The 22995-nt window shown below is 61.5% G+C and carries 2 protein-coding genes (1 of these 2 only partly in view); both read left to right on the plus strand.

Annotation, left to right across the window (positions count from 1 at the left end):
* On the plus strand, positions 1-9126 hold the 3' end of the coding sequence (locus tag BDB13_RS12340) for a non-ribosomal peptide synthase/polyketide synthase (protein WP_141210637.1). 19512 nt of this gene lie to the left of the window's left edge; the window shows 9126 of its 28638 coding nt (coding positions 19513-28638); its start codon lies beyond the left edge, outside the window; it ends in the stop codon at positions 9124-9126.
* 121 nt (positions 9127-9247) lie between these two features.
* On the plus strand, positions 9248-22927 hold the full coding sequence (locus BDB13_RS12345; protein ID WP_094271897.1) for a non-ribosomal peptide synthetase: 13680 nt from the start codon (positions 9248-9250) through the stop codon (positions 22925-22927).
* Positions 22928-22995: the final 68 nt, after the last annotated feature.

A 22995-nucleotide genomic window follows, 5' to 3' on the forward strand; every position in this document is an offset into this window, starting at 1 on the left:
GAGCGCACCGGGCGGTTGATCGTCGCGGCGCACCACCTGATCGTCGACGGCGTCTCCTGGCGAATCATCGTGCCGGACTTGATCTCTGCGTGGGCGCAGCGATCGGGCGGAACAACGCCCGTGCTCGAACCGACGGGCACGTCCATGCGTACCTGGGCACATTCGTTGGCTGCGGAATCGCGGTCCGACAAGCGTCTTGCAGAATTGGCGCGCTGGCGTACGACGCTGTCGACGCCGGACCCGGTTCTCGGCTCGCGGGCATTCAACCCGTCCGTCGATGTTGCGGCAACAGTGGAGCGCGTACGCGTCGAGGTACCCGCCGACGTCACGGAAACCCTCCTGACCACGTTGCCGGAGGTGTTCCGCGGCGGTGCCAACGACGGACTATTGGCCGGACTGGCTCTGGCGCTGGTGCGTTGGCGTCGTGAACGAGGTATCAGCACCGAAGCAGCATTGCTCCAACTCGAAGGCCACGGCCGCGAAGAAGGCGTAGTTCCGGGAGCAGATCTCTCACGCACAGTCGGTTGGTTCACGGCTGCATTCCCGATTAGCCTCGATCTGGCCGGTATCGACGTCGACGATGCGTTCAACGCCGGAGTCGCGGCAGGACAGTCGATCAAGGCAGTCAAGGAACAGTTGCTCGCTATCCCGGACAAGGGAGTGGGCTACGGACTGCTGCGTTACCTGAACGACGAGACTCGGGCGGAACTCACGAAACGCAGTAGCGGTCAGATCAGCTTCAACTACCTGGGCCGCATTGTGGCGGAGGATATTCCGGCTGCAGCCCAGGAGCTCGGATGGATTCCGGCTCGGGACTTCTCCGAAGTCAGTGCGCCGGAAGACCCGGACATGCCCGCCAACAAGGTCGTCGACATCAATGCCATCGTCAACGACGGAGCCGGCGGAGCAGTGCTCGAAGCGTCGTTTGCGTTCCCGAGCGGCCTTCTGACCGAGGCAGAAGTCCAGGCTCTGGCCGATCTGTGGGTCGAAGCCCTGACGGCCTTGGCGAAGCACGCACGCACCACGGACGCCGGCGGACTCACACCGTCGGACGTGCCGCTGGTAACGCTCACCCAACAGGACCTCGACGGCTTCGAGCAGCGTTTCCCCGCTGTGCAGGACGTGTGGCCGCTCGCACCGCTGCAGTCAGGCCTGCTCTTCCATGCCGTGATGGCCGAGTCGACCGTCGACCTGTACTCGGTGCAGATGGTGCTGTCACTCTCCGGCCGTGTCGACGCAGATCGACTGCACGCTGCCGCGCAGAGCATCGTCGACCGTCATCCGAACCTCCGGACCGCCTTTGTCGTCGACGGAACCGGCACACCTGTGCAGGTTGTTCTCGGCGGAGTTGACGTACCGTGGCGCGAGATCGATCTCAGTGAGATCGCCGATGTAACTGAACGCACTGCCGAGTTGGATCGACTACTCGTCGAGGACCAGGCAACACACTTCGACATGTCCACCCCGCCGTTGATCAAGTTCACGCTGATCAAGCTCGCGGCAAGTGAGTACCGTCTGGTTGTGGCGAACCACCACATCATCCTCGACGGCTGGTCAATGCCGTTGCTGCTCCAGTCGCTTCTGGGTCATTACGCGATGCGCGGGAATATTCCCGCGCAGACGCGGGCACTGAGCTACCGGAACTACCTGGCCTGGCTGGTTCAGCAGGATCGTAGTGTTTCCATGGACGCCTGGGCGCAGGCGCTCGGTGGCGTCGAAGAGCCGACGTTGTTGGCTCCCACCGTCTCCGGCCAGGAGTTCAGTGCGCTGTCGCAGAAGCTGCAGCTCTCGCTCAGCGAATCGGTTACCGCGTCACTCACCGGTTTGGCTTCCCGTTTGGGCGTCACTGCCAACACGATCGTTCAGGCTGCCTGGGCAATCCTGTTGGGACGCTTGACCGGGCGCCAGGACATTGTCTTCGGTGCCACGGTCTCCGGCCGTCCGCCGCAGCTCGACAGCGTCGAGAAGATGGTGGGCCTGTTCATCAACACGCTTCCCGTGCGAGTGCAGTTGGACTTGGCCGAGTCCGTCGAGGCTTTGCTTTCGCGGATTCAGATCGAGCAGGCAGGACTGCTCGATCACCACTACCTCGGACTGACCGACGTACAGAGCGCTGCCGGTGTCGGCGGATTGTTCGACACCTTGGTCATCTTCGAGTCGTACCCAGTGGACCGTGAAGGTCTTGCGGCACAGGCAGAGTTCCTCGACGGGATGATGATCGACGATGTCACGTCCGACGACTCGACCAACTACCCGCTCACTCTCCTGGTGGGTCTGGACGACCAATTGCACGTGACGCTCCGGTACCTGCCGGACTTCTTCGACGAGTCGTACGCTCAGGCTCTGTTGGGCCGCCTCGAAACGTTGCTGACCGAAATCGGTGAAACTCCCACTGTTGCAGTCGGAGACATCGAGATCATGACCGCCGCCGAGCGCACTCTGGTGCTCGACACGTGGAACGACACTGCTCAGGTGACGGTGGGTGGGTTGTTGTTGGATGGTTTCGATTCGGTGGTCAGTGAGTGCGGCGCCTCGCGGGCGGTGGTGTTCGGCGAGCAGGTGCTGTCGTATGCGGAGTTCGACGTCAAGGTGAACAGGCTTGCTCGGTATCTGATCGGGTTAGGGGTGGGTCCGGAGTCGTTGGTGGGGTTGGCGGTTCGTCGGTCGACGGATTTGTTGGTGGGGTTGTATGCGATTGTGCGTGCGGGTGGGGCGTGGGTGCCCCTTGATCCTGATGCGCCGTCGGCTCGTAACGAGTATGTGTTGGAGACGGCTGATCCGGTGTGTGTGGTGTCGACGGAGCGTGATGGTTTCGCGGCGTCGGGTCGTCGGGTTGTGTGTGTGGATGTTGTTGATGTGTCTGGTTTTTCGGGTGCGCGGGTGTTGGATGTGGATCGGTTGGGGCCGTTGCGTTCGGGGAATGCGGCGTATGTGATTTTCACGTCGGGGTCGACGGGTCGTCCGAAGGGTGTGGCTGTTTCGCATGGGGCGATTGTGAATCAGTTGGAGTGGATGCAGGCGGAGTATCGTTTGGATTCTTCTGATGTGTATTTGCAGAAGACGGCGACGACGTTCGATGTGTCGTTGTGGGGGTTTTTCATGCCGTTGCGGGTGGGGGCGACGTTGGTGGTTGCTTCTGCTGATGGTCATCGGGATCCGGGGTATTTGGCGTCGGTGATTGATGAGCAGGGTGTGTCGGTGACGGATTTCGTTCCGACGATGTTGTCGACGTTTTCGTCGTTGGTGGATCCGGGGTTGTTGGGTTCGTTGCGTGATGTGTTGGTGATTGGTGAGGCGTTGCCGGTGGAGGCGGTGCGGGAGTTTGCTGCGGTGTCGTCGGCGCGGGTTCATAATTTGTATGGTCCGACGGAGGCGGCGGTGTCGTTTACGTTTGCGGATGTGACGGCGGTGGGGTCGTCGGGCAGTGTGGTGTCGATTGGTGTGCCGGAGTGGAATTGCCGGGTGTTTGTGTTGGATTCGCGTTTGCGGCCGGTGCCGGTGGGTGTTGCGGGTGAGTTGTATTTGGTGGGGGTGCAGTTGGCTCGGGGGTATGTGGGTCGGCCGGATTTGAGTGCGGATCGGTTTGTGGCGTCTCCGTTCGGGTTGGGGGAGCGGATGTATCGGACGGGTGATCTGGTTCGCTGGAACGCATCTGGTGACATCGAGTACATCGGTCGTACTGATTTTCAGGTGAAGTTTCGTGGTCAGCGGATTGAGTTGGGGGAGATTGAGGCTGCGTTGTCGGCGCATGGGTCGGTGTTGTCGGCTGCGGTGTTGGTGCGTGGCAGTGTGACGGGTGATCAGTTGGTGGGGTATGTGGTGCCGGCTGTGGGTGCGTCGGTTGATGTGTCGGTGTTGCGGGGGTTTGTGGGGGAGCGGGTGCCGGGTTATATGGTTCCGGCGGCTGTGGTGGTGTTGGATGCTTTTCCGTTGAATTCGTCGGGGAAGTTGGATCGGGGGTTGTTGCCGGAGCCGGTGTTTGAGGCTCGGGTGTTTCGGGCTCCGGTGTCGGTGGTGGAGTTGGTGGTGGCGTCGGCGTTTGTGGGTGTGTTGGGTGTTGATCGGGTGGGGTTGGATGATGATTTCTTTGCGTTGGGCGGCAACTCGCTGATCGCAACTCGAGTTGTCATGCGCATCGCCGAAGAACTCGATTCCGCTGTCCCCGTGCGTCTTCTGTTCGAGGCGTCGACGGTGCAGGAACTGGCAGCTCGCCTCGAAACGCATGTCGGTGAAGGAACTCGCCTGGCGTTGACACCGCAGGATCGGCCGGAAGAAATTCCGCTTTCCCTGGCGCAGCAGCGTATGTGGTTCCTGAACCGATTCGACGGTTCAGCCGGCGCCTACAACATGCCGTTTGCGCTGCGGTTGAGCGGTGACCTCGATCTCGAGGCAATGCGCGCCGCGATCCGCGACGTAGTCGCACGTCACGAAACCTTGCGTACTGTGTACCCGGAAACGGATTCGGGACCTGTCCAGGTCATCGAGCCCGTGGGATATACGCCGGTCGAGCTCGACATCGAGAATGTGCCGGAAGCCGAGATCGTCGGCAAGCTGGTCGAATTGGCATCAACCCGATTTGACGTGACAGCTGAAATTCCGCTGCGGATTCGGTTGTTCCAGGTTGCTGCACACGAGTACGTCCTCGCTGTAGTTGTGCACCACATTGCAGCCGACGGTTCGTCGACCACCCCGTTTGCCCGAGACCTTGTAATGGCTTACGCGGCCAGGGCCCAGGGAACGGCGCCGGGTTGGACTCCGCTCGATGTCCAGTACGCCGATTACAGCCTGTGGCAGCGCGAGGTTCTGGGCAGCGAAGACGACACCGAATCGGTTGCCGCCGAGCAGATCGGTTACTGGAGTAAGGCCCTGGCTGGGCTGCCGGATCAGCTCGATCTGCCGACCGACCGGCTGCGTCCGGCTGCGCAGACGTATCGCGGCGGTTACCTCCCCTTCGAGATCGACGCGGAGATTCACCAGGGCTTGTCGGCGTTGGCCCGTGCGCAGGGAACCACGCTGTTCATGGTGACGCACGCGGCGTTTGCAGTCCTGCTGGCTCGGTTGTCCGGTACCGACGACATTGCTGTCGGTACTCCGATCGCCGGTCGTGGTGAGCGGGCGCTGGACGAGTTGATCGGTATGTTCGTCAACACCCTGGTCTTCCGTACACACGTTGACGGCGGCGAGACTTTCACAGAACTGCTTGCCCGCGTACGTGAGAACGATCTGCAGGCGTTCGCTCATGCCGACATTCCGTTCGAGCGATTGGTCGAAGTTCTCAACCCGGCGCGTTCGACCGCTCGTCATCCGCTGTACCAGGTCGGCTTCCTCTTCCAGAACATGGAACAGGCCAGCCTGGAGTTGCCCGGCCTCACGGTCAAGGGACTCGATATCGACAACGGTGTCGCGCAGTTCGATCTCCAGTTGATCGTCGGCGACAACTACGACGAACGTGGAGTCGCAAAGGGCATTTCGGCGGTCTTCAGTTACGCACACGATCTGTTCGACGAGTCGACAGTCCAGTCGTTCGCCGATCGGTTTATCGCCGTACTGGCGTCGGTCGTTGCTGACCCGTCCGTAGTGGTCGGTGACATCGGACTGCTCGACTCCCTCGAATCGAATCGTGTTCTGCATGAATGGAATGCAACGGATCACGACACTGATTCCGCTTCGACACTCGTCGATCTGTTCGACGAGCAGGTGGCGGCTCACAGCGATTCCGTTGCGCTGGTCTACGGACATACATCGTTGACCTATGCAGAGTTCGACGACAAGGTCAATCGCCTTGCACGTCATCTGATCGGCCTCGGCGTCGGCCCGGAGTCGTTGGTGGCGTTGGGAATGCGACGATCCATCGACCTGGTGATCGGCATGTACGCGGTCGTCAAGGCCGGTGGCGGTTACGTTCCGATCGATCCGGATCATCCGGCCGATCGCACCGCCTACGTACTCGACATGGCAGCGCCGGTTTGTGTGCTCAGCACAGAGCGTGATGCCCCGTCGCTGGCGGATATCGACTCCGTCATCGCTATCGACACTCTCGACCTGTCCGATGTCTCCGGTGATCCGGTGCGCGTCGGCGAGCGCATCACACCACTCCGTGCGGGAAATACTGCGTACGTGATCTTCACGTCGGGTTCGACGGGTAAGCCGAAGGGTGTAGCAGTTTCGCACGCCGCGATCGTCAATCAGCTTCTGTGGAAGCGCGATCAGTACGGTCTCGATCAGACCGATGCGATGCTACTCAAGACAGCGGCGACGTTCGACCTCTCGGTGTGGGAGTTCTGGTCCGCGTTGACCTCCGGTTCACGCCTCGTCATCGCAGATCCCGACGGGCATAAGGACGCCGAGTACATGCTTGCGCTCATGGCGCAGGAGAAGGTGACGACGCTGCACGCAGTTCCGTCGATGTTGGCGATGCTTCACTCTGCGGCCGACGGAAGCCTTCCCCAGTCTCTGAAGCGTGTGTTGGCCATCGGTGAGGCATTGCCGGCGGCAACAGCGAGCGAGTTCCGCAAGGTCTCTGATGCGGCATTGGTCAACCTGTACGGACCGACCGAGGCAGCCGTATCCGTGACCGCGCACAACGTGGACGGACGCGACATCACGTCGGTCTCGATCGGTGCGCCGGAATGGAATACGCAGGTCTACGTCCTCGACGAGCGTTTGCACCCCGTCCCCGTCGGTGTGACCGGTGAGTTGTATCTGGCCGGAACACAGTTGGCTCGTGGCTATCACGGCCGAGTCGATCTCACGTCGGAACGCTTTGTCGCCAACACCTTCGGTGAACCCGGCAGCCGTCTGTACCGCACGGGCGACCTCGTCGTCTGGCGCGAAGACGGGGAACTCGAGTACGTCGATCGTGCCGACTTCCAGGTCAAGATCCGTGGCTACCGCATCGAACTCGGTGAGATCGAAGCTGTCCTCCGCAATCAGCCGTCGGTGGAAGCTGCTGTCGTAGTGGCGAAAACCGATCCGCGACTGGGTGATCGACTGGTCGGCTACCTCGTGCCGCCGACAGATGCAAGTATTGATCTCGATGCGGTGAAGTCGGAACTGATTCGTGAATTGCCGAGCTACATGGTTCCGTCGGCCTTGATGGTGCTGAGCGAACTGCCGCTCAATATCAACGGCAAGATCGATCGAAAGGCGTTGCCGGAGCCTGAGTTCGAGGCTACGGAATTCCGTGCTCCCAGTAACCCCGTCGAAGAAATCGTGGCTTCGGTGTTTGCCGAGGTCCTCGGTGCACCGCGCGTTGGGTTGGACGACGACTTCTTCGAACTCGGCGGAAACTCTTTGATTGCAACACAGGTCGTGGCGCGTTTGGGTCAGGCCCTCGATGCACAGATCCCGGTGCGGATCATCTTCGAGTCATCCACCGTCGGCGCACTGGCGTCAAGGGTGCTCGAACATGCCGGCTCCGGTTCGCGTGCACAGTTGGTGCCGCAGGATCGGCCGTCGCAAATTCCGTTGTCGCTCGCTCAGCAGCGGATGTGGGTGCTCAACCGTCTCGACAGCAGTTCTGCTGCCTACAACATTCCGGTGGCAATTCGGATGTCCGGGGATCTCGACGTGGCAGCGTTGGAGTCGGCCGTATCTGATCTTGTTGCGCGCCACGAGATTCTGCGAACGTTCTATCCGGACCAGGGGGACGGTCCGACGCAGTCGATTCAGTCGAAGTCGGCGGCAACCGTCGACATGGCTGTGCTCTACGTCGGTGAGGACACGATCGCGGCAGAGGTCGCCAAGACTGTCGGCCAGGGCTTCGACGTGACCACGCAGGTTCCGCTACGAGTACGTCTGTTCCAGATCACGCCCACCGAACATGTCTTGATCGTGGTCGTGCACCACATCAGTGGCGACGCTTTCTCGATGGCGCCGATGATCCGAGACACGATGGTTGCCTACACCGCTCGCACGGACGGCGCCGCACCGCAATGGGCACCGCTCGAGGTTCAATACGCGGACTACACACTGTGGCAGCGTGACGTCCTCGGTTCCGAAGACGATCCGAACAGTGAACTGTCGACGCAGCTTTCGTACTGGGCGCAGGAACTCGCCGGCGTTCCGGAACTTCTGGAACTGCCGACGGACCGTCCACGCCCGCCGACCCAGTCGATGAAGGGTGCCGACTTCCTGTTCACGCTCGGAACCGATTCGACGCGTCGTATCGCCGAGATCGCCCGCGAGCAGAACTCGACGGTCTTCATGGTCGTGCACGCGGCGTTCTCGGTGTTGTTGTCCAAGCTCAGCGGCTCCAACGACATCGCAATCGGTACCCCGGTAGCCGGTCGTGGTGAGCGAGTTCTGGACGACTTGGTCGGCATGTTCGTCAACACGCTGGTCCTACGCACTCAGGTCGCACCGTCCACCACGTTCGTAGACCTACTGCAGCAGGTGAAGGAGAAGGACCTCGCGGCGTTCGGCAATGCGGACGTCCCGTTCGAGCGTTTGGTCGAGCAGGTCGGTCGGGAGCGCTCGCACGCCTACTCACCGCTGTTCCAGGTGATGCTGACGTTCCAGAACATGGCACTGGGCACGTTCGCCCTACCGGGCCTCGAACTCTCGGCGGTCGACGACGGATTCGATTCGGCCATGTTCGATCTCCAACTGACCGGCATCGAGGAGTTCGACGAGGACGGCCGTCTGTCGGACATTCGGATGCGATTCACCTACGCAACCGATCTGTACGACGCCTCGACGATGGAGGTGTTCGCGGCCAGGCTGCGGGCCGTCGTAGACGCCGTCGCGGCGGATCCGACTGTGGTTCTGCGCACCATCGACATCGTGACGGACACGGAGCGGGCACTGATCGAGGCTGCTGAGCCGAAGACGGTCGAGGACCTCCCGGATCTGGCTGCTGCCGCCGCAGCGGCGGACCCGACCGCAGTGGCATTCACCCACGGTGAGCACACCGTCACCTTCACGCAGCTGGCAGAAAAGCTAGCCGCGACAAAGGCGACGATGGGTGCGGTTCTGGGCGCCGACGCACAGGCTTCGGTGTCGCTGAACGGTCTGGCTCCGGGCATTCTGCCGGCGCTCGGCGCTGACGGAATTGCCTCGTTGGTGAGTTCTCTCATCACTGATGCGCAGATCACATCAGAGAAAGACACCGGCGCGATTGGGTAATATGAAGCATTTGCCCAGTGGAGAGCATCGAGACGGCACCCGTGGTGCCGGATCGACGCCTTCCGTCTGTTGTCAGTTAGTCCGGTTTCAGTTCGTGCGCAGTCAGTTGGAGGAAGTCTAGATGTCCGTTGGTATACCTGGACCGAAGTCGCTGACCATCGAGGATCTTCCGAGACTGATCGCGGCAGTGGCCGAGGTAGACCCGGATCGGCGCGCGCTCGCGCATGCCGGCACCGAGATCAGTTACGCCCGCCTCGAGACCGAACTGACAACTCTCGATACTGCAATGGGTGGCGCTTTGGGCGCTGATGCACTTGTCCCCGTGGTTATCTCCACCGTTCTGCCGGAACTGATCGCATCGCACGACGGTGGACTGGGTGCGATAGTCGACGCGCTCATCGCCGACGCGATGTCAGTGGTCGCCTTCGAGGTCCCGGTCGTTGCCGAACCCACTCTTGTGAGTGTGTTCGACGACCAGGTCGCCCGGACTCCGGATGCGACAGCGCTCCGGTTCGATGAGATTTCGCTGACCTATGCGCAATTCGACGCCCGGGTCAATCGCCTGGCACGTGAACTCGTTGCGCGTGGTGTCGGACCGGATACCCTGGTCGGCCTCGGGATCCGACGGTCCGTGGAACTGCTTGTGGCGATGTACGCGATCGTGAAAGCCGGTGGCGCGTACGTGCCACTCGATCCGGACCACCCGGCCGAACGTGTGGCCTACGTACTGGACGTGGCAGCTCCGATCCTGGTGCTCACCACCTCGACCGACGGCGTGACACTGCCTGATGGCGTTGCAGTCCTCGAGCTGGACACGATCGATGTGTCCGCCCACTCCGCCGCGGCGCTGGTGGACGCAGACCGGTTGTCACCACTGCGCGCCGACAACCTCGCCTACGTCATCTTCACCTCGGGATCCACCGGACGACCCAAGGGTGTCGGCGTTGCCCATGGGGCGATCGTCGCTAATCTCCGGTGGCGTCAGGATGAGTACGCCTTCACGGCAGAAGACGTAATCCTTCAGAAGACGCCATTCACCTTCGACGTGTCGGTGTGGGAGTTCTTCTGGCCGTTGCAGATCGGTGCCACTCTGGTTATTGCCGAGCCGGACGGGCATCGTGATCCGGCGTATGTCGCACGCACCATGATCGACTACGGCGTTACCGTCGTTCACTTCGTTCCGTCGATGCTGGCTGTCTTCGTGGCGGAGCCTTCGGTTGCAGAGATCAGCACTCTCCGTTACGTCTTCGCATCCGGTGAGGCGCTTCCCGCTCAGACTGCCGCACGGTTGCGTGCCGTCAGTTCTGCTGGGCTGCACAACCTTTACGGGCCCACCGAGGCCGCAGTCGACGTCACCTACTATGCAACCGGCTCACAGGACGAGGTGTCGGTTCCGATCGGGCGTGCGGTGGCTGACACCGAACTGCTCGTGCTCGACGACGCCTTGCGCCAGGTTCCGCCCGGCGTTCCTGGTGAGTTGTACCTTGCCGGTATCCAATTGGCGCGTGGCTACGTTTCGCGGCCGGACTTGTCGGCTGATCGGTTTGTCGCTCACCCCAGCGCCGCCGGTGCTCGGATGTACCGGACCGGCGACTTGGTTCGCTGGCGCGGCGCCGGCAGTGCGCGACTGCTCGAGTACATCGGCCGCACCGACTTTCAGGTGAAACTGCGTGGACTGCGCATCGAACTCGGCGAGATCGAATCCGCACTGCTCGACAATGACGCGGTGGCGCAAGCTGCAGTGCTGGTTCACTCCGATGCGACGCTGGGTGACAACCTCGTTGCCTATGTGGTTCCTTCTGCCGGTACAGTTTTCGACTCCGAGAAGCTTGCCGATCAGCTCGGCGGGCGACTGCCCGATTACATGGTGCCGTCGTTGTTCGTCGAACTCGACGCTTTTCCTCTCAACGCCAGCGGCAAACTCGACCGGAAAGCGCTGCCTGCGCCGCAGTTCACGGCACACGTCGTCGAATACCGTGCACCGAGCACCCCCGTCGAAAAGGTGCTGGTCACGATCTTCTCCGACCTCCTCGGACGGGATAATCTCGGTGTCGACGACGGTTTCTTCGATCTCGGCGGCAACTCGCTTCTCGCAACCCGAGTAGTGGCCCGCGCCAACGCCGAACTCGGCGTCGAACTGGATATGCGAGCCTTCTTCGATGCGCCCACTGTTGCCGAGTTGGCCTCTCGGGTAGATGATTCCGCAGGTTCCGTGTCCCGGGCACCGCTCGTTTCGCAGGAGCGCCCTACGCAGATTCCGCTGTCGCTTGCACAACAGCGGATGTGGTTCCTCAATCGTTTCGACTCGGCTTCGGCCGTCGACCACATCCCCGTGGCGCTGCGTCTGAGCGGCGGCCTCGACGTCGATGCTTTGGGCACCGCGATTGCGGACCTGATCGAGCGTCACGAGAGCCTACGAACGGTCTATCCCGAAGTTGACGGCGTCGGCTATCAGCAGATTCTGGCAGCATCGGATGTTGCGATCGACCTGACTGCGGTAGCTGTCGCCGAATCGGATCTGGTGGACCGGGTTACGGCCGTGGTGACCGAGGGATTCGAAGTGACGACGCAGGTTCCGTTGCGAGTCAGGCTTTTCCAGGTAGCGGAATCCGAATTTGTGCTGGTGTTCGTTGTCCACCACATCAGCGGTGACGGCTTCTCGATGGGCCCGATGGTCCGCGACGTAGTGGGAGCGTACGCAGCACGTTCGAACGGCGTCGCACCCGAGTTCCGGCCTCTCGAGATTCAGTACGCCGACTTCGCCTTGTGGCAGCGAACTGTCCTCGGCGACGAGAACGACCCGCAGTCGCTGATCGCGCGCCAGATCGACTACTGGAGCCAGCAGTTGGCAGGGTTGCCGGAACTGCTCGATCTTCCGGTGGACCGGCCACGTCCCCCCGTCGCCACCAACCGCGGTGCATCACATAAGTTTTCGATCGATCCCGAGTTGCTGACGCAGCTGGAATCGATCGCGCAAGCAAGCAAGGCTTCGGTATTCATGGTGCTGCACAGCGCCATTGCGATGCTGCTGGCCCGCATGTCCGGCACGTCCGACATTGCGATCGGTACCCCGGTTGCCGGACGCGGCGACAAAGCGCTCGACGACGTCATCGGCATGTTCGTCAACACTTTGGTGCTGCGTACCGAAGTTGATGCGGCCGGCACCTTCGAGAGTCTGCTGAACGCTGCCCGCACCGCCGATCTTGATGCCTTCGGCAACGCCGACGTTCCCTTCGAACGCCTCGTCGAGGTGCTCGATCCTGCCCGTTCGCAGGCACACAATCCTCTCTTCCAGGTCATGCTGGCATTCCAGAACCTCGGCCAAAGTGAACAGGGGAGTGCCGAACTGGGTGGGCTGACGGTTGCGGGTGTGGATCTCCCGTCGGCTATCGCCAAGTTCGATCTTCAGTTCACCGTCTGGGAAGACGCCGACCGCGGTGGACTGTCGCTGGTCATCGACTACGCCACAGATCTTTTCGACGCGTCCACCATCGACTCGTTTGCATCGCGGCTGTCGATGATTCTCACGGCTGTCGCGCAAGACCCGACGGTTATTGTCGGTGATGTCGACCTGCTCGGCGCCTCGGAACGGCAGTTGGCGACGGGTGCCGGGAACGAGACGCAGCACGACGTCGAGCGGCGGACGCTGGTCGACATGTTCGACGCACAGGTCTCGCGAACTCCGGACTCGGTTGCCCTTCGCTTCGACGGTGAGTCACTTACCTACGCAGACTTCGATTCTCGGGTCAATCAACTTTCCGGCAAGCTGGTCACTCTGGGCGTCGGCCCCGACGCCGTGGTGGGACTGGCGATTCGACGATCCCTGGACTTGGTCGTGGCGATGTACGCCATTCTCAAAGCCGGCGGAGCGTACCTCCCGATCGACCCTGATCAGCCGGCCGACCGCAATGACTACGTGCTCGCGACAGCGGCACCGGTCTGCGTTCTGACGACTGATCGCGACGCCTTCGAGGCATCGGGGCACTATGTTGTCTCGCTGGATTCGATTGATGCGTCAGGTTTCTCGGGTGACGCGATTGTCGATACCGATCGGCTCTCGCCGTTGCGCGACAACAATACGGCGTACGTGATCTTCACTTCCGGTTCCACCGGAAAGCCGAAGGGCGTCGCGGTATCGCATCGAGCGATTGTCAACAGGCTCGAGTGGATGCAGTCCGAGTACGCCCTGACCGGTAGCGACGTGGTCTTGCAGAAGACTCCGTTCACGTTCGACGTGTCGGTGTGGGAGTTCTTCTGGCCGTTGCAGATCGGTGCGCAACTTGTTGTTGCCGCCATCGACGGGCATCGTGATCCGGCGTACTTGGCTTCGGCAATTGCCGAGTACGGCGTCACTACCGCGCACTTCGTTCCGTCGATGCTGGAAGTGTTTGTCGGCGAGCCTTCTGCGGCGCAGTGCAGTTCGTTGACCCGGGTATTCGCCTCAGGTGAGGCTTTGGCGCCGCAGGTGGCGTCGAGGCTACGGGATGTACTGCCTACCACCGCTCTGCACAACCTGTACGGTCCGACCGAGGCTGCAGTCGACGTGACATTCCACGAGGTTACGGAATCCGACATCGTGAGTGTGCCCATCGGTGCGCCGGTCTGGAATACACGAACACTGGTACTGGATGCCCGTTTGCATCCGGTTCCGGTCGGAGTTGCCGGCGAGCTGTACCTCGCCGGGGTACAGCTTGCTCGTGGATACCTCGCGCGGCCCGAACTGACAGCAGATCGATTTGTGGCGGACCCGTTCTCGGACACGGGGGAGCGGCTTTACCGAACCGGTGACCTGGTGTCTTGGAGTTCGGTTGGTGAACTCGAGTACATCGGGCGTACGGATTTCCAGGTTAAACTGCGTGGCCTGCGCATCGAGCTCGGTGAAATCGAGATGGCACTGCGCGACCACTCGGCGGTGTCGGCTGCGGTGGTCACCGTGCGGAGCGATCAGCTGGTGGCCTATGTCGTCGCGGCTGACGGCGCTCACTTCGACTGGGACGACATCTCTGCGGCTCTGTCGGTGCGGCTGCCCGCGTACATGATTCCGAATGCTCACGTAATGCTCGAGTCATTTCCGCTGAACAGCTCGGGCAAGCTCGATCGCAAGAAGTTGCCCGATCCGGTGTTGCGCGTCGCGGAGTTCCGTGAACCCCGCACCGAAACCGAAATTACTGTCTCGCAGGTCTTCTCCGACCTGTTGGGTATCGAACAGGTCGGCCGGGACGACGACTTCTTCGGCCTCGGCGGAAACTCGCTCATGGCTACCCAGATTGTCGCCCGACTGGGTCAGAGGCTCGACACCAGCATCCCCGTGAGGATGTTGTTCGACGCCTCCACCGTCGCTGAATTGGCTACGCGGATCGATTCGGGAACCGGTTCCGTATCGAGGCCTCCGCTGACCGCTCAGGTTCGGCCGGAGCTGGTGCCGCTCTCCCTGGCCCAGCAACGGATGTGGTTCCTCAACCGCTTCGAACCAGGATCGAACGTCGACAACATCCCGGCCGCATTGCGATTGACCGGTCCGCTCGACGTCGGAGCACTACAGGACGCCCTCGATGATCTGGTGCGCCGCCACGAAAGCTTGCGAACGATCTACCCGGAGATCGACGGCGTCGGCTATCAGCAGGTCCTCGAACCCGCGCGCCTGATCGACGTGACGCCCATCGACGTGGAACCGGCAGATGTCGTGGCCCGCGTAACCGACGCCGTGATCCCCGGATTCGACGTGACCACAGAAGTGCCACTGCGCGTTTCGCTCCTTCGAGTCACAGATACCGAGTTCGTGCTGGTCTTTGTCGTCCACCACATCAGCGGCGACGGATTCTCGATGGTCCCGCTGATTCGTGACGTCGTCACTGCCTATGGCGCTCGTTCAGCCGGGACTGCTCCGCTCTGGGCGCCGTTGCCGGTACAGTTTGCCGACTTCGCGTTGTGGCAGCGTGAGGTTCTGGGCAGTGAGAACGACCCGGGTTCGGTCATTTCCCGGCAGTTCGACTACTGGGGAACACAACTGGCCGGGATTCCGGACCAGCTCGACCTGCCGACGGATCGGCCTCGACCCCGAATTGCGACCAATCAAGGTGCGCACCACGACTTCTCCGTTGATGCGGCACTGCTCGAAAGGTTGAACGCGGTTGCCCGGGAGGGCCAGGCGTCGCTGTTCATGGTCTTGCATTCCGCCTTGGCGTTGTTGCTGTCCAAGCTGTCGGGTACCACTGACATTGTGATCGGCACACCGGTTGCCGGACGCGGTGAGCAGATGCTCGACGACGTCATCGGCATGTTCGTCAACACCCTGGTATTGCGAACCGATATCGACCCTGCTTCGACCGTCGCGGATCTGATCGAACTTGCTCGGGAGACCGATCTCAGTGCATTCGATCATGCCGACGTGCCATTCGAGAGCCTGGTCGAGATCATCAACCCGGAGCGTTCGCAGGCCCGAAACCCACTGTTCCAAGTCATGTTGACCATGCAGAACATCAGTGCGGCCGGTCTTGATTCGATCGCGATGAACGACGTGGACGTCTCTGCCGTGGACATCGAATCGCCTGTTGCCAAATTCGATCTCCAGCTGACGGTCAGTGAATCGACCGAAGGAGAGCCGGGCGGACTTCTCGCACAGTTCACCTATGCAACAGACCTTTTCGATGCTGCAACAGTAGAACTGTTCGCGAACCGGTACGTGGCGATCCTCGAAGCCGTGGCTCAGAGCCGCTCAACCGCGGTCGGCGATATCGAGGTAACAAATGCTGACGAACGTCGCAGAGTGCTCGAGGAGTGGAATTCGACAGCCCACGGTGTTCCCGCGGCAACGCTGGTCGAACTCTTCGACCGCCAGGTAGCAGCTACTCCGGATTCTGTTGCGCTCACGTTCGAGGGCGCATCTCTGACCTACGCGGAATTCGACTCGCGGGTCAATCGCCTTGCTCGCCATTTGATCTCGATCGGTGTCGGCCCCGATGTACTCGTGGGATTGTCGATCCGACGATCGATCGATCTGCTGGTCGCTCTGTACGCGATCGTCAAGGCAGGTGGTGCGTACGTTCCGATCGATCCGGATCAGCCCACCGAACGCAACGAGTACGTACTCGAGACTGCCAATCCGACGTGCGTGCTCACCACGGATCGAGACGGCTTCCGATCTGATGGCACAGTTGTTGTCGCCGTTGACACCATCGACTTGTCCGGCTACTCGGATGCCCGGGTTTCGGACGGGGATCGGCACACACCGCTCCGACCGGACAACACCGCGTACGTGATTTTCACGTCGGGATCCACAGGCAAGCCGAAGGGTGTCGCAGTCACTCACCGGGCAATCGTCAACCGCTTGGTGTGGATGCAGGCAGAGTACGCACTCTGCGGTGCCGACGTCGTGTTGCAGAAGACTCCGTTCACGTTCGACGTGTCGGTCTGGGAGTTCTTCTGGCCGTTGCAGGTTGGTGCCCGCTTGGTTGTGGCTGCCGTAGACGGCCACCGAGAGCCGGCTTACCTGGCATCGGTGATCGCGGAACAAGGAGTCACCACAGCGCATTTCGTGCCGTCGATGCTCGAAGTCTTTGTTGCAGAACCTGCAGTTCGAGAAGCAGTCGCACTTCGCCAGGTATTTGCCTCCGGTGAAGCGTTGGCGCCGAACGTTGCGCAGGAACTCCGTCAACTCCTTCCCGAGGCTCGACTACACAATCTGTACGGACCCACCGAAGCTGCCGTCGACGTGACGTTCCACGAGGTTACCGACGCAGATTCCAGCTCGGTTCCGATTGGTGCGCCGGTCTGGAATACGCGCGTGCTCGTGCTGGATTCGAGATTGCGTCCGGTGCCCGTGGGTGTGGCGGGAGAGCTGTATCTGGCAGGTATCCAGCTTGCACGAGGATATGTCGGTCGACCGGATCTCACAGCTGATCGGTTTATTGCCGATCCCTACGGAACCACCGGTGATCGCCTGTACCGCACGGGAGACCTGGTGTGTTGGAACCCGACTGGGGAACTCGAGTACATCGGGCGAACCGACTTCCAGGTCAAGCTGCGCGGACTGCGGATCGAACTGGGCGAGATCGAGGCAGTGCTGCGTGATCAGTCGTCGATCGCGACTGCCGTGGTATCCGTGCGCAACGACCAGTTGGTTGCGTACGTGGTTGCGAAACACGACTCTGTCGTGGACTGGCAGCTTGTCGAAACCTCACTCGCTGCCAAGCTGCCTGGCTACATGGTGCCCACGACGCACGTGGTGCTCGAGACCTTCCCACTCAATGCATCCGGAAAACTGGATCGCAAGCAGTTGCCCGATCCGATTGCTACGATCGCAGCATTCCGGGCTCCGCGCACAATTGTCGAGGAAGCAGTCGCACGCGTTTTCGGTGATCTCCTGGACGTTGCGCACGTCGGACTCGATGACGACTTCTTCGCGCTCGGCGGCAACTCGCTCATCGCGACGCAGGTTGTCGCACGACTCGGCGAAGCGCTCGACGCGACCGTTCCGGTGCGTGCGCTCTTTGATGCGTCGACGGTGGAGTCTCTTGCTGCACTGATCGATTCGTCGGCCGGAAATGGTGCTCGCCCCCCACTGGTAGCGCAGGAACGACCCTCTCGGGTTCCGTTGTCGATTGCCCAGCAGCGGATGTGGTTCCTCAACCGCTTCGATGCGGCGTCCGGAGTGGACAACATCCCGGTGGCAATCCGGTTGACGGGCGAACTCAACATCCCCGCAATGCAGGCTGCTTTGCGCGACCTGTTCGATCGACACGAGATCCTGCGTACGGTGTACCCCGAGGTCGACGGCGTCGGGTACCAGAAGATCGTTGATGCTGATTCACTTGTCCCCGACCTTTCACCGGTATCCGTCGACGAGTCCGTGGTTCTCGATCACGTGACAAGTTTTGTGTTGCCAGGATTTGACGTGACGCGTGAATCTTCGGTTCGCGCAAGGCTGTTCGATCTGGGGGAGTCTCGATACGTACTCGTGTTCGTCGTGCATCACATCAGCGGTGACGGATTCTCGATGGGTCCGCTGGTGCGGGATGTTGTGGCAGCGTATGCAGCTCGGTCTCAGGGTGCGGTTCCCGACACTGCGCCACTCCCGGTGCAGTACGCCGATTTCGCCCTGTGGCAGAGGCAAGTTCTGGGCAGTGAAGACGATCCGACATCGGTGATCGCATCCCAGGTCGGATACTGGCGCGAGACACTGGCAGATCTTCCGAATCAGTTGGATCTGCCGACCGATCGCCCTCGACCTCGAGTTCTGTCGAATCGGGGTGCGGGGCATACCTTCACCATCGATTCCGAATTGCGCGCAGCTCTCGATCGCGTGGCACGGGAAAACAACGCCTCGCTGTTCATGGTGCTGCACGCTGCGTTTGCGGTTGTGTTGTCACGTCTGTCGGGCAGCCTCGATATCGTGATCGGAACGCCGGCAGCTGGTCGAGGTGAGCGTGCACTCGACGATCTGATCGGCATGTTCGTCAACACGCTGGTACTACGCACGACGGTAGATCCGCATGGGTCATTTGCCGAACTGGTGAAGGGCACGAGAGAAACTGATCTCGGTGCATTCAGTCACGCGGACGTTCCATTCGAGCGCCTGGTCGAGATTCTCAATCCCGAGCGGTCTCAGGCGCGGCATCCACTCTTCCAGGTTGGTTTGTCCTTTCAGAACTTGCAGCGCGCGAAAGTGCAGTTGGCGGAGCTCGAGGTATCCCAGTTCCCCCTCGCGGACCTGATGGCCAAAGTCGACCTGCAACTGACTCTCGTGGAAGCGACTGAAACGGGCAACGGTGGCTTGAACGCTGAGTTCACCTATGAGACGGATCTTTTCGACGATTCGATGGTGGCGTCGTTCGCGGAGCGGTTGGTGCGGGTGTTGTCGGCGGTGACGGAGGATTCGTCTCGTCCGGTGGGTGCGTTGGAGATACTTGACGGAGCGGAGTCCGCGCAGGTTCTTCAGTGGTCGCGAGGTGAGCGGATCCCGGCTGCGGGTGTTTCGATTCCGGCCTTGTTCGCCGAGCACGTGCTGAGCAGTCCAGATGCACCTGCTGTGGTGGCCGGTGATGTCGCGTTGTCGTACACGGATCTAGATGTGCGGTCGTCGGTGTTGGCGGCGGAGTTGGTTGCTGCCGGAGTCGGCGCTGACGATGTTGTGGGTGTGCTTGTTCCGCGGTCGTGGCAGTGGGTTGTCGCTCTCGTGGCGGTGTGGAAGGCGGGGGCGGCGTATCTGCCGATCGATCCGTCGTTGCCGGCGGAGCGTATCGAGGCCGTTCTTTCCGACACTGCGGCACGGTGTGTGGTGGCGATCGACGACGTTGCAGTGGTGGTGCCTGTTGTTCGGGTCGGCGATGTCGGTGATGTCGTGGATTCGACGGTTGTGCCGGGGTGGGTTGATCGTTGGGCGCAGTCGGGTGCGGGCCTGCGTGCTGGTTATGTGATTTCGACGTCGGGTTCTACGGGTCGTCCGAAGCCGACGATTGTCCCGATGGCGGGTATCACGAACACGGTTGCGTGGTATCGGTCGCAGATCCCGGCTGGTGCCGGCGTGTTGGTGGCGTCGTCGCCGAGTTTCGACCTGACGCAGAAGAATGTGTGGGGTCCGCTGTCGGGTGGCGGCTGTGTGTTCGTGGCGCCGGCAGGGTTCGATCCGTCGGAGATATTGAGTGTGGTGGCGGGTTCGGGTGTGAGGGTGGCGAATATGTCGCCGAGTGCGTTCGAAGCTGTGGTGGATGCGGACGTCGACGGGGTGTTGTCGAGTCTGGATGTGGTGTTCCTCGGTGGTGAGCCGATTCAGGTGGGTCGCCTTGAATCTGTGATGGGTTCGGGCGTCCGGATCGTCAACAGTTACGGTCCGACGGAGGCATCGGATGTGGTGTCGTTCCGTGAGGCGTCTGTCGGTGATGTAGCGGGTGTGCCGATTGGTTCACCGATTCCGAATATCGATTTGTTCGTGTTGGATTCGCGGTTGCAGGTGGTGCCTGCGGGTATTGTCGGCGAGTTGTATGTCGGTGGGGTGGGTGTGGGCCGTGGTTACGGCGCGCGGTTCGATCTGACGGCTGAGCGTTTTGTGGCGAATCCGTTCGGCAGCGGTTCTCGTCTGTATCGGACGGGCGACCTGGTTCGTTGGAACAGTGTCGGTGAGCTGGAGTATTTGGGTCGCACAGACTTTCAGGTGAAGGTTCGTGGTCTGCGTATCGAACTCGGAGAGATCGAGTCGGCGTTGGTGGCAGTGGATTCGGTTGCATCGGCTGTAGTGGTGGTCCACCGCGACGGAGTCGTAGGCGACCGCATCGTGGCTTACGTCGTTGGCGCCGAGCCGAACCTTGTAGCAGAGATCTTGAGAGAAGCTGTGGCGCAGCGTCTGCCGGATTACATGGTGCCGTCCGCGTTTGTCGTTCTCGAAGAGATCCCCCTCAATGCCAACGGCAAGGTCGATCGACGGGCATTGCCGGCGCCGGTGTTCGAGGTTGCACAGTATCGAGAGCCGCAGTCTGACGTGGAACACGCAGTGGCAGCGGTGTTTGCTGATCTGCTGGGCCTCGAACGCGTCGGCCTCGATGACGATTTCTTCGTACTTGGTGGCAACTCTTTGATTGCGACCCGTCTCGCAGCTCGACTCGGCCAGGCACTTGACACGACGGTTCCGGTTCGTGCGTTGTTCGACGCGACAACTGTCGAAGCGTTGGCGCAAGCAGTCGGCGCAACTGCGGGTTCTGGCCGGAGGAAGGCACTCGAGGCCCATCCGCGACCGGCGCGACTTCCGTTGTCGCTTGCGCAGCAACGCATGTGGCTTGTCAATCAGATGGATACTGCCGCAGCGACGTACAACATCCCGCTGGCGCTGCGATTGATGGGAGATCTCGACGTCGAGGCTTTGCAGTTGGCGTTCCGCGATGTCATTGCCCGTCATGAGTCGCTCCGGACGTTCTATCCCGGCGACGCCAGTGGACCCAGCCAACGGATTCTCGGAGTCGACGACGCTCCGAAAATTGCGGAACCCGTCATTGTCGGCGACATGGCCGAGATGTATTCACGGGTCGTCGATGTGATGTCGACGGGATTCGACGTGTCCACCGAGGTCCCGGTACGGATAGAACTACTGCGCTGCGGTACGGACGAATACGTCTTTGCCCTTGTTGCACACCACATCGCCGCTGACGGCGAATCGATGGCGCCCTTGGCGCGCGACATGATGATCGCCTACGAGGCCCGAACCCGGGGCAGTGTTCCGGCATGGACTCCGTTGACGGTGCAGTACGCGGACTTCGCACTCTGGCAACGTGACGTTGTGGGCACGGTTGACGACGAAGACAGTGTTGCCAGTGCACAACTCGATTTCTGGCGTTCCAAGCTTCGCGGGATGCCGGCACTGGCCGGGCTACCGACAGACCGACCACGGCCGAGTGTCGTGTCCCCGGCGGCCGGGGCCGTCGAGTTCGAGATCAGCGAACAGGTCCACGCCCGGTTGGTGGAGGTTGCTCGGGACCGGAATGCGACAGCCTTCATGGCATTGCACGCCGCGCTGGCCGTACTGATTGCCCGGGTGGGCGCTACTACCGACTTTGCGATCGGCACGGCAGTCGGCGGACGAGGCGAGCGTGCACTCGACGATCTGGTCGGAATGTTCGTCAACACGCTCGCGCTGCGGACCGAAGTGGACAGTGCCGCAAGTTTCGACGACCTTGTTGTCGCCGTACGTGATGTGGACCTGGAGGCTTTCGCGAAGGCCGATATCCCGTTCGAAGAAGTGTCCGAAGCCGTCGGCGCGCCTGCTGGTCTCTTCCAGATCATCTTGTCCTTGGAACCTGCTGCCGGAGCAGAGTTCTCGCTGCCCGGGCTGTCGATCAGCGCCGTCGATGCCGCGGTGGTGTCCACGAAGTTCGATCTGCAACTGACTTTGAACAGTTCGGCAGACGGATACGGACTGTCGGGTGTATGGCTCTACGCGACGGACCTGTTCGACAAGGCGACCGTCGAATCATTTGCGGAGCGTTTTGGTCGTATTCTCGAACAGGTCACCGACGATTCGTCGATTCGGGTCGGTGATATCGAATTGCTCACCGCTGCAGAGAAAGACGAGGCTCTCGGCGCGGGAATTCAGCGCAGTGTCTCGACAGCTCCGACGTCGGCGCTTCTGCCGCAATTGCTGTCATCGATCGTCGAGAGTGATCCCGAAGCGCCGGCAGTTGTCCTGGCCGGCGAGGAAATCGACTATGCGACAGTCGATTCACGGTCTTCGCAGCTGGCGCGTCAGCTGATCGAGGAGGGCACGGGGCCCGGACAACTCGTTGCGCCGGAAAAGCTGTCCGGAATCGACGCAGTCGTCGCGCAATGGGCGATCGTCAAGACCGGAGCCGCCACAGTCTTGGCGTCGGAAGCCATTCTGACCGTCACAGCGGAGACCGTCGCTCGCGCGGGCTCGCAACCCACCCGTCCGATCAGCTACGCCGACAGGCTGCGCCCGTTGACGTCCGACGACATCGCCTACCGAACCTCCGGTTGGGAGCTGACATACGGCGAACTCTCGGACACGTTGGCAAGAGTGCGCGCGAAATACGCCGTCGACGTCGAGTCGCGGGTGCTGACTGCAGCGTCCGACAGCGTTGCCTTGGCCGATGGGATTGCCTTGCCGATACTGCTGGCGGCATCAGCCGGCGCTGCGTGGGTAGATCCTCCGGTTGACCTCGAATCGCTCGAGGACGCGTTGGCCGACGATTGGGTGACACACGCGATTCTGTCCGAGGAGGCGGTTGCGCGAATCGACCGCAACGAACTTCCGGACCTCGAGCATGTCCTCGATGCGAACGACCCACGGGGCTGGTGAACTCTCGGCACTGTGAGTGGCAGAGCTCATAGACACTCGCAGTGCCGACTGTCGGCGAGGCCCCCGGC

Origin of the sequence: Rhodococcus sp. OK302, assembly GCF_002245895.1 — a bacterium.
Taxonomy (GTDB): domain Bacteria; phylum Actinomycetota; class Actinomycetes; order Mycobacteriales; family Mycobacteriaceae; genus Rhodococcus_F.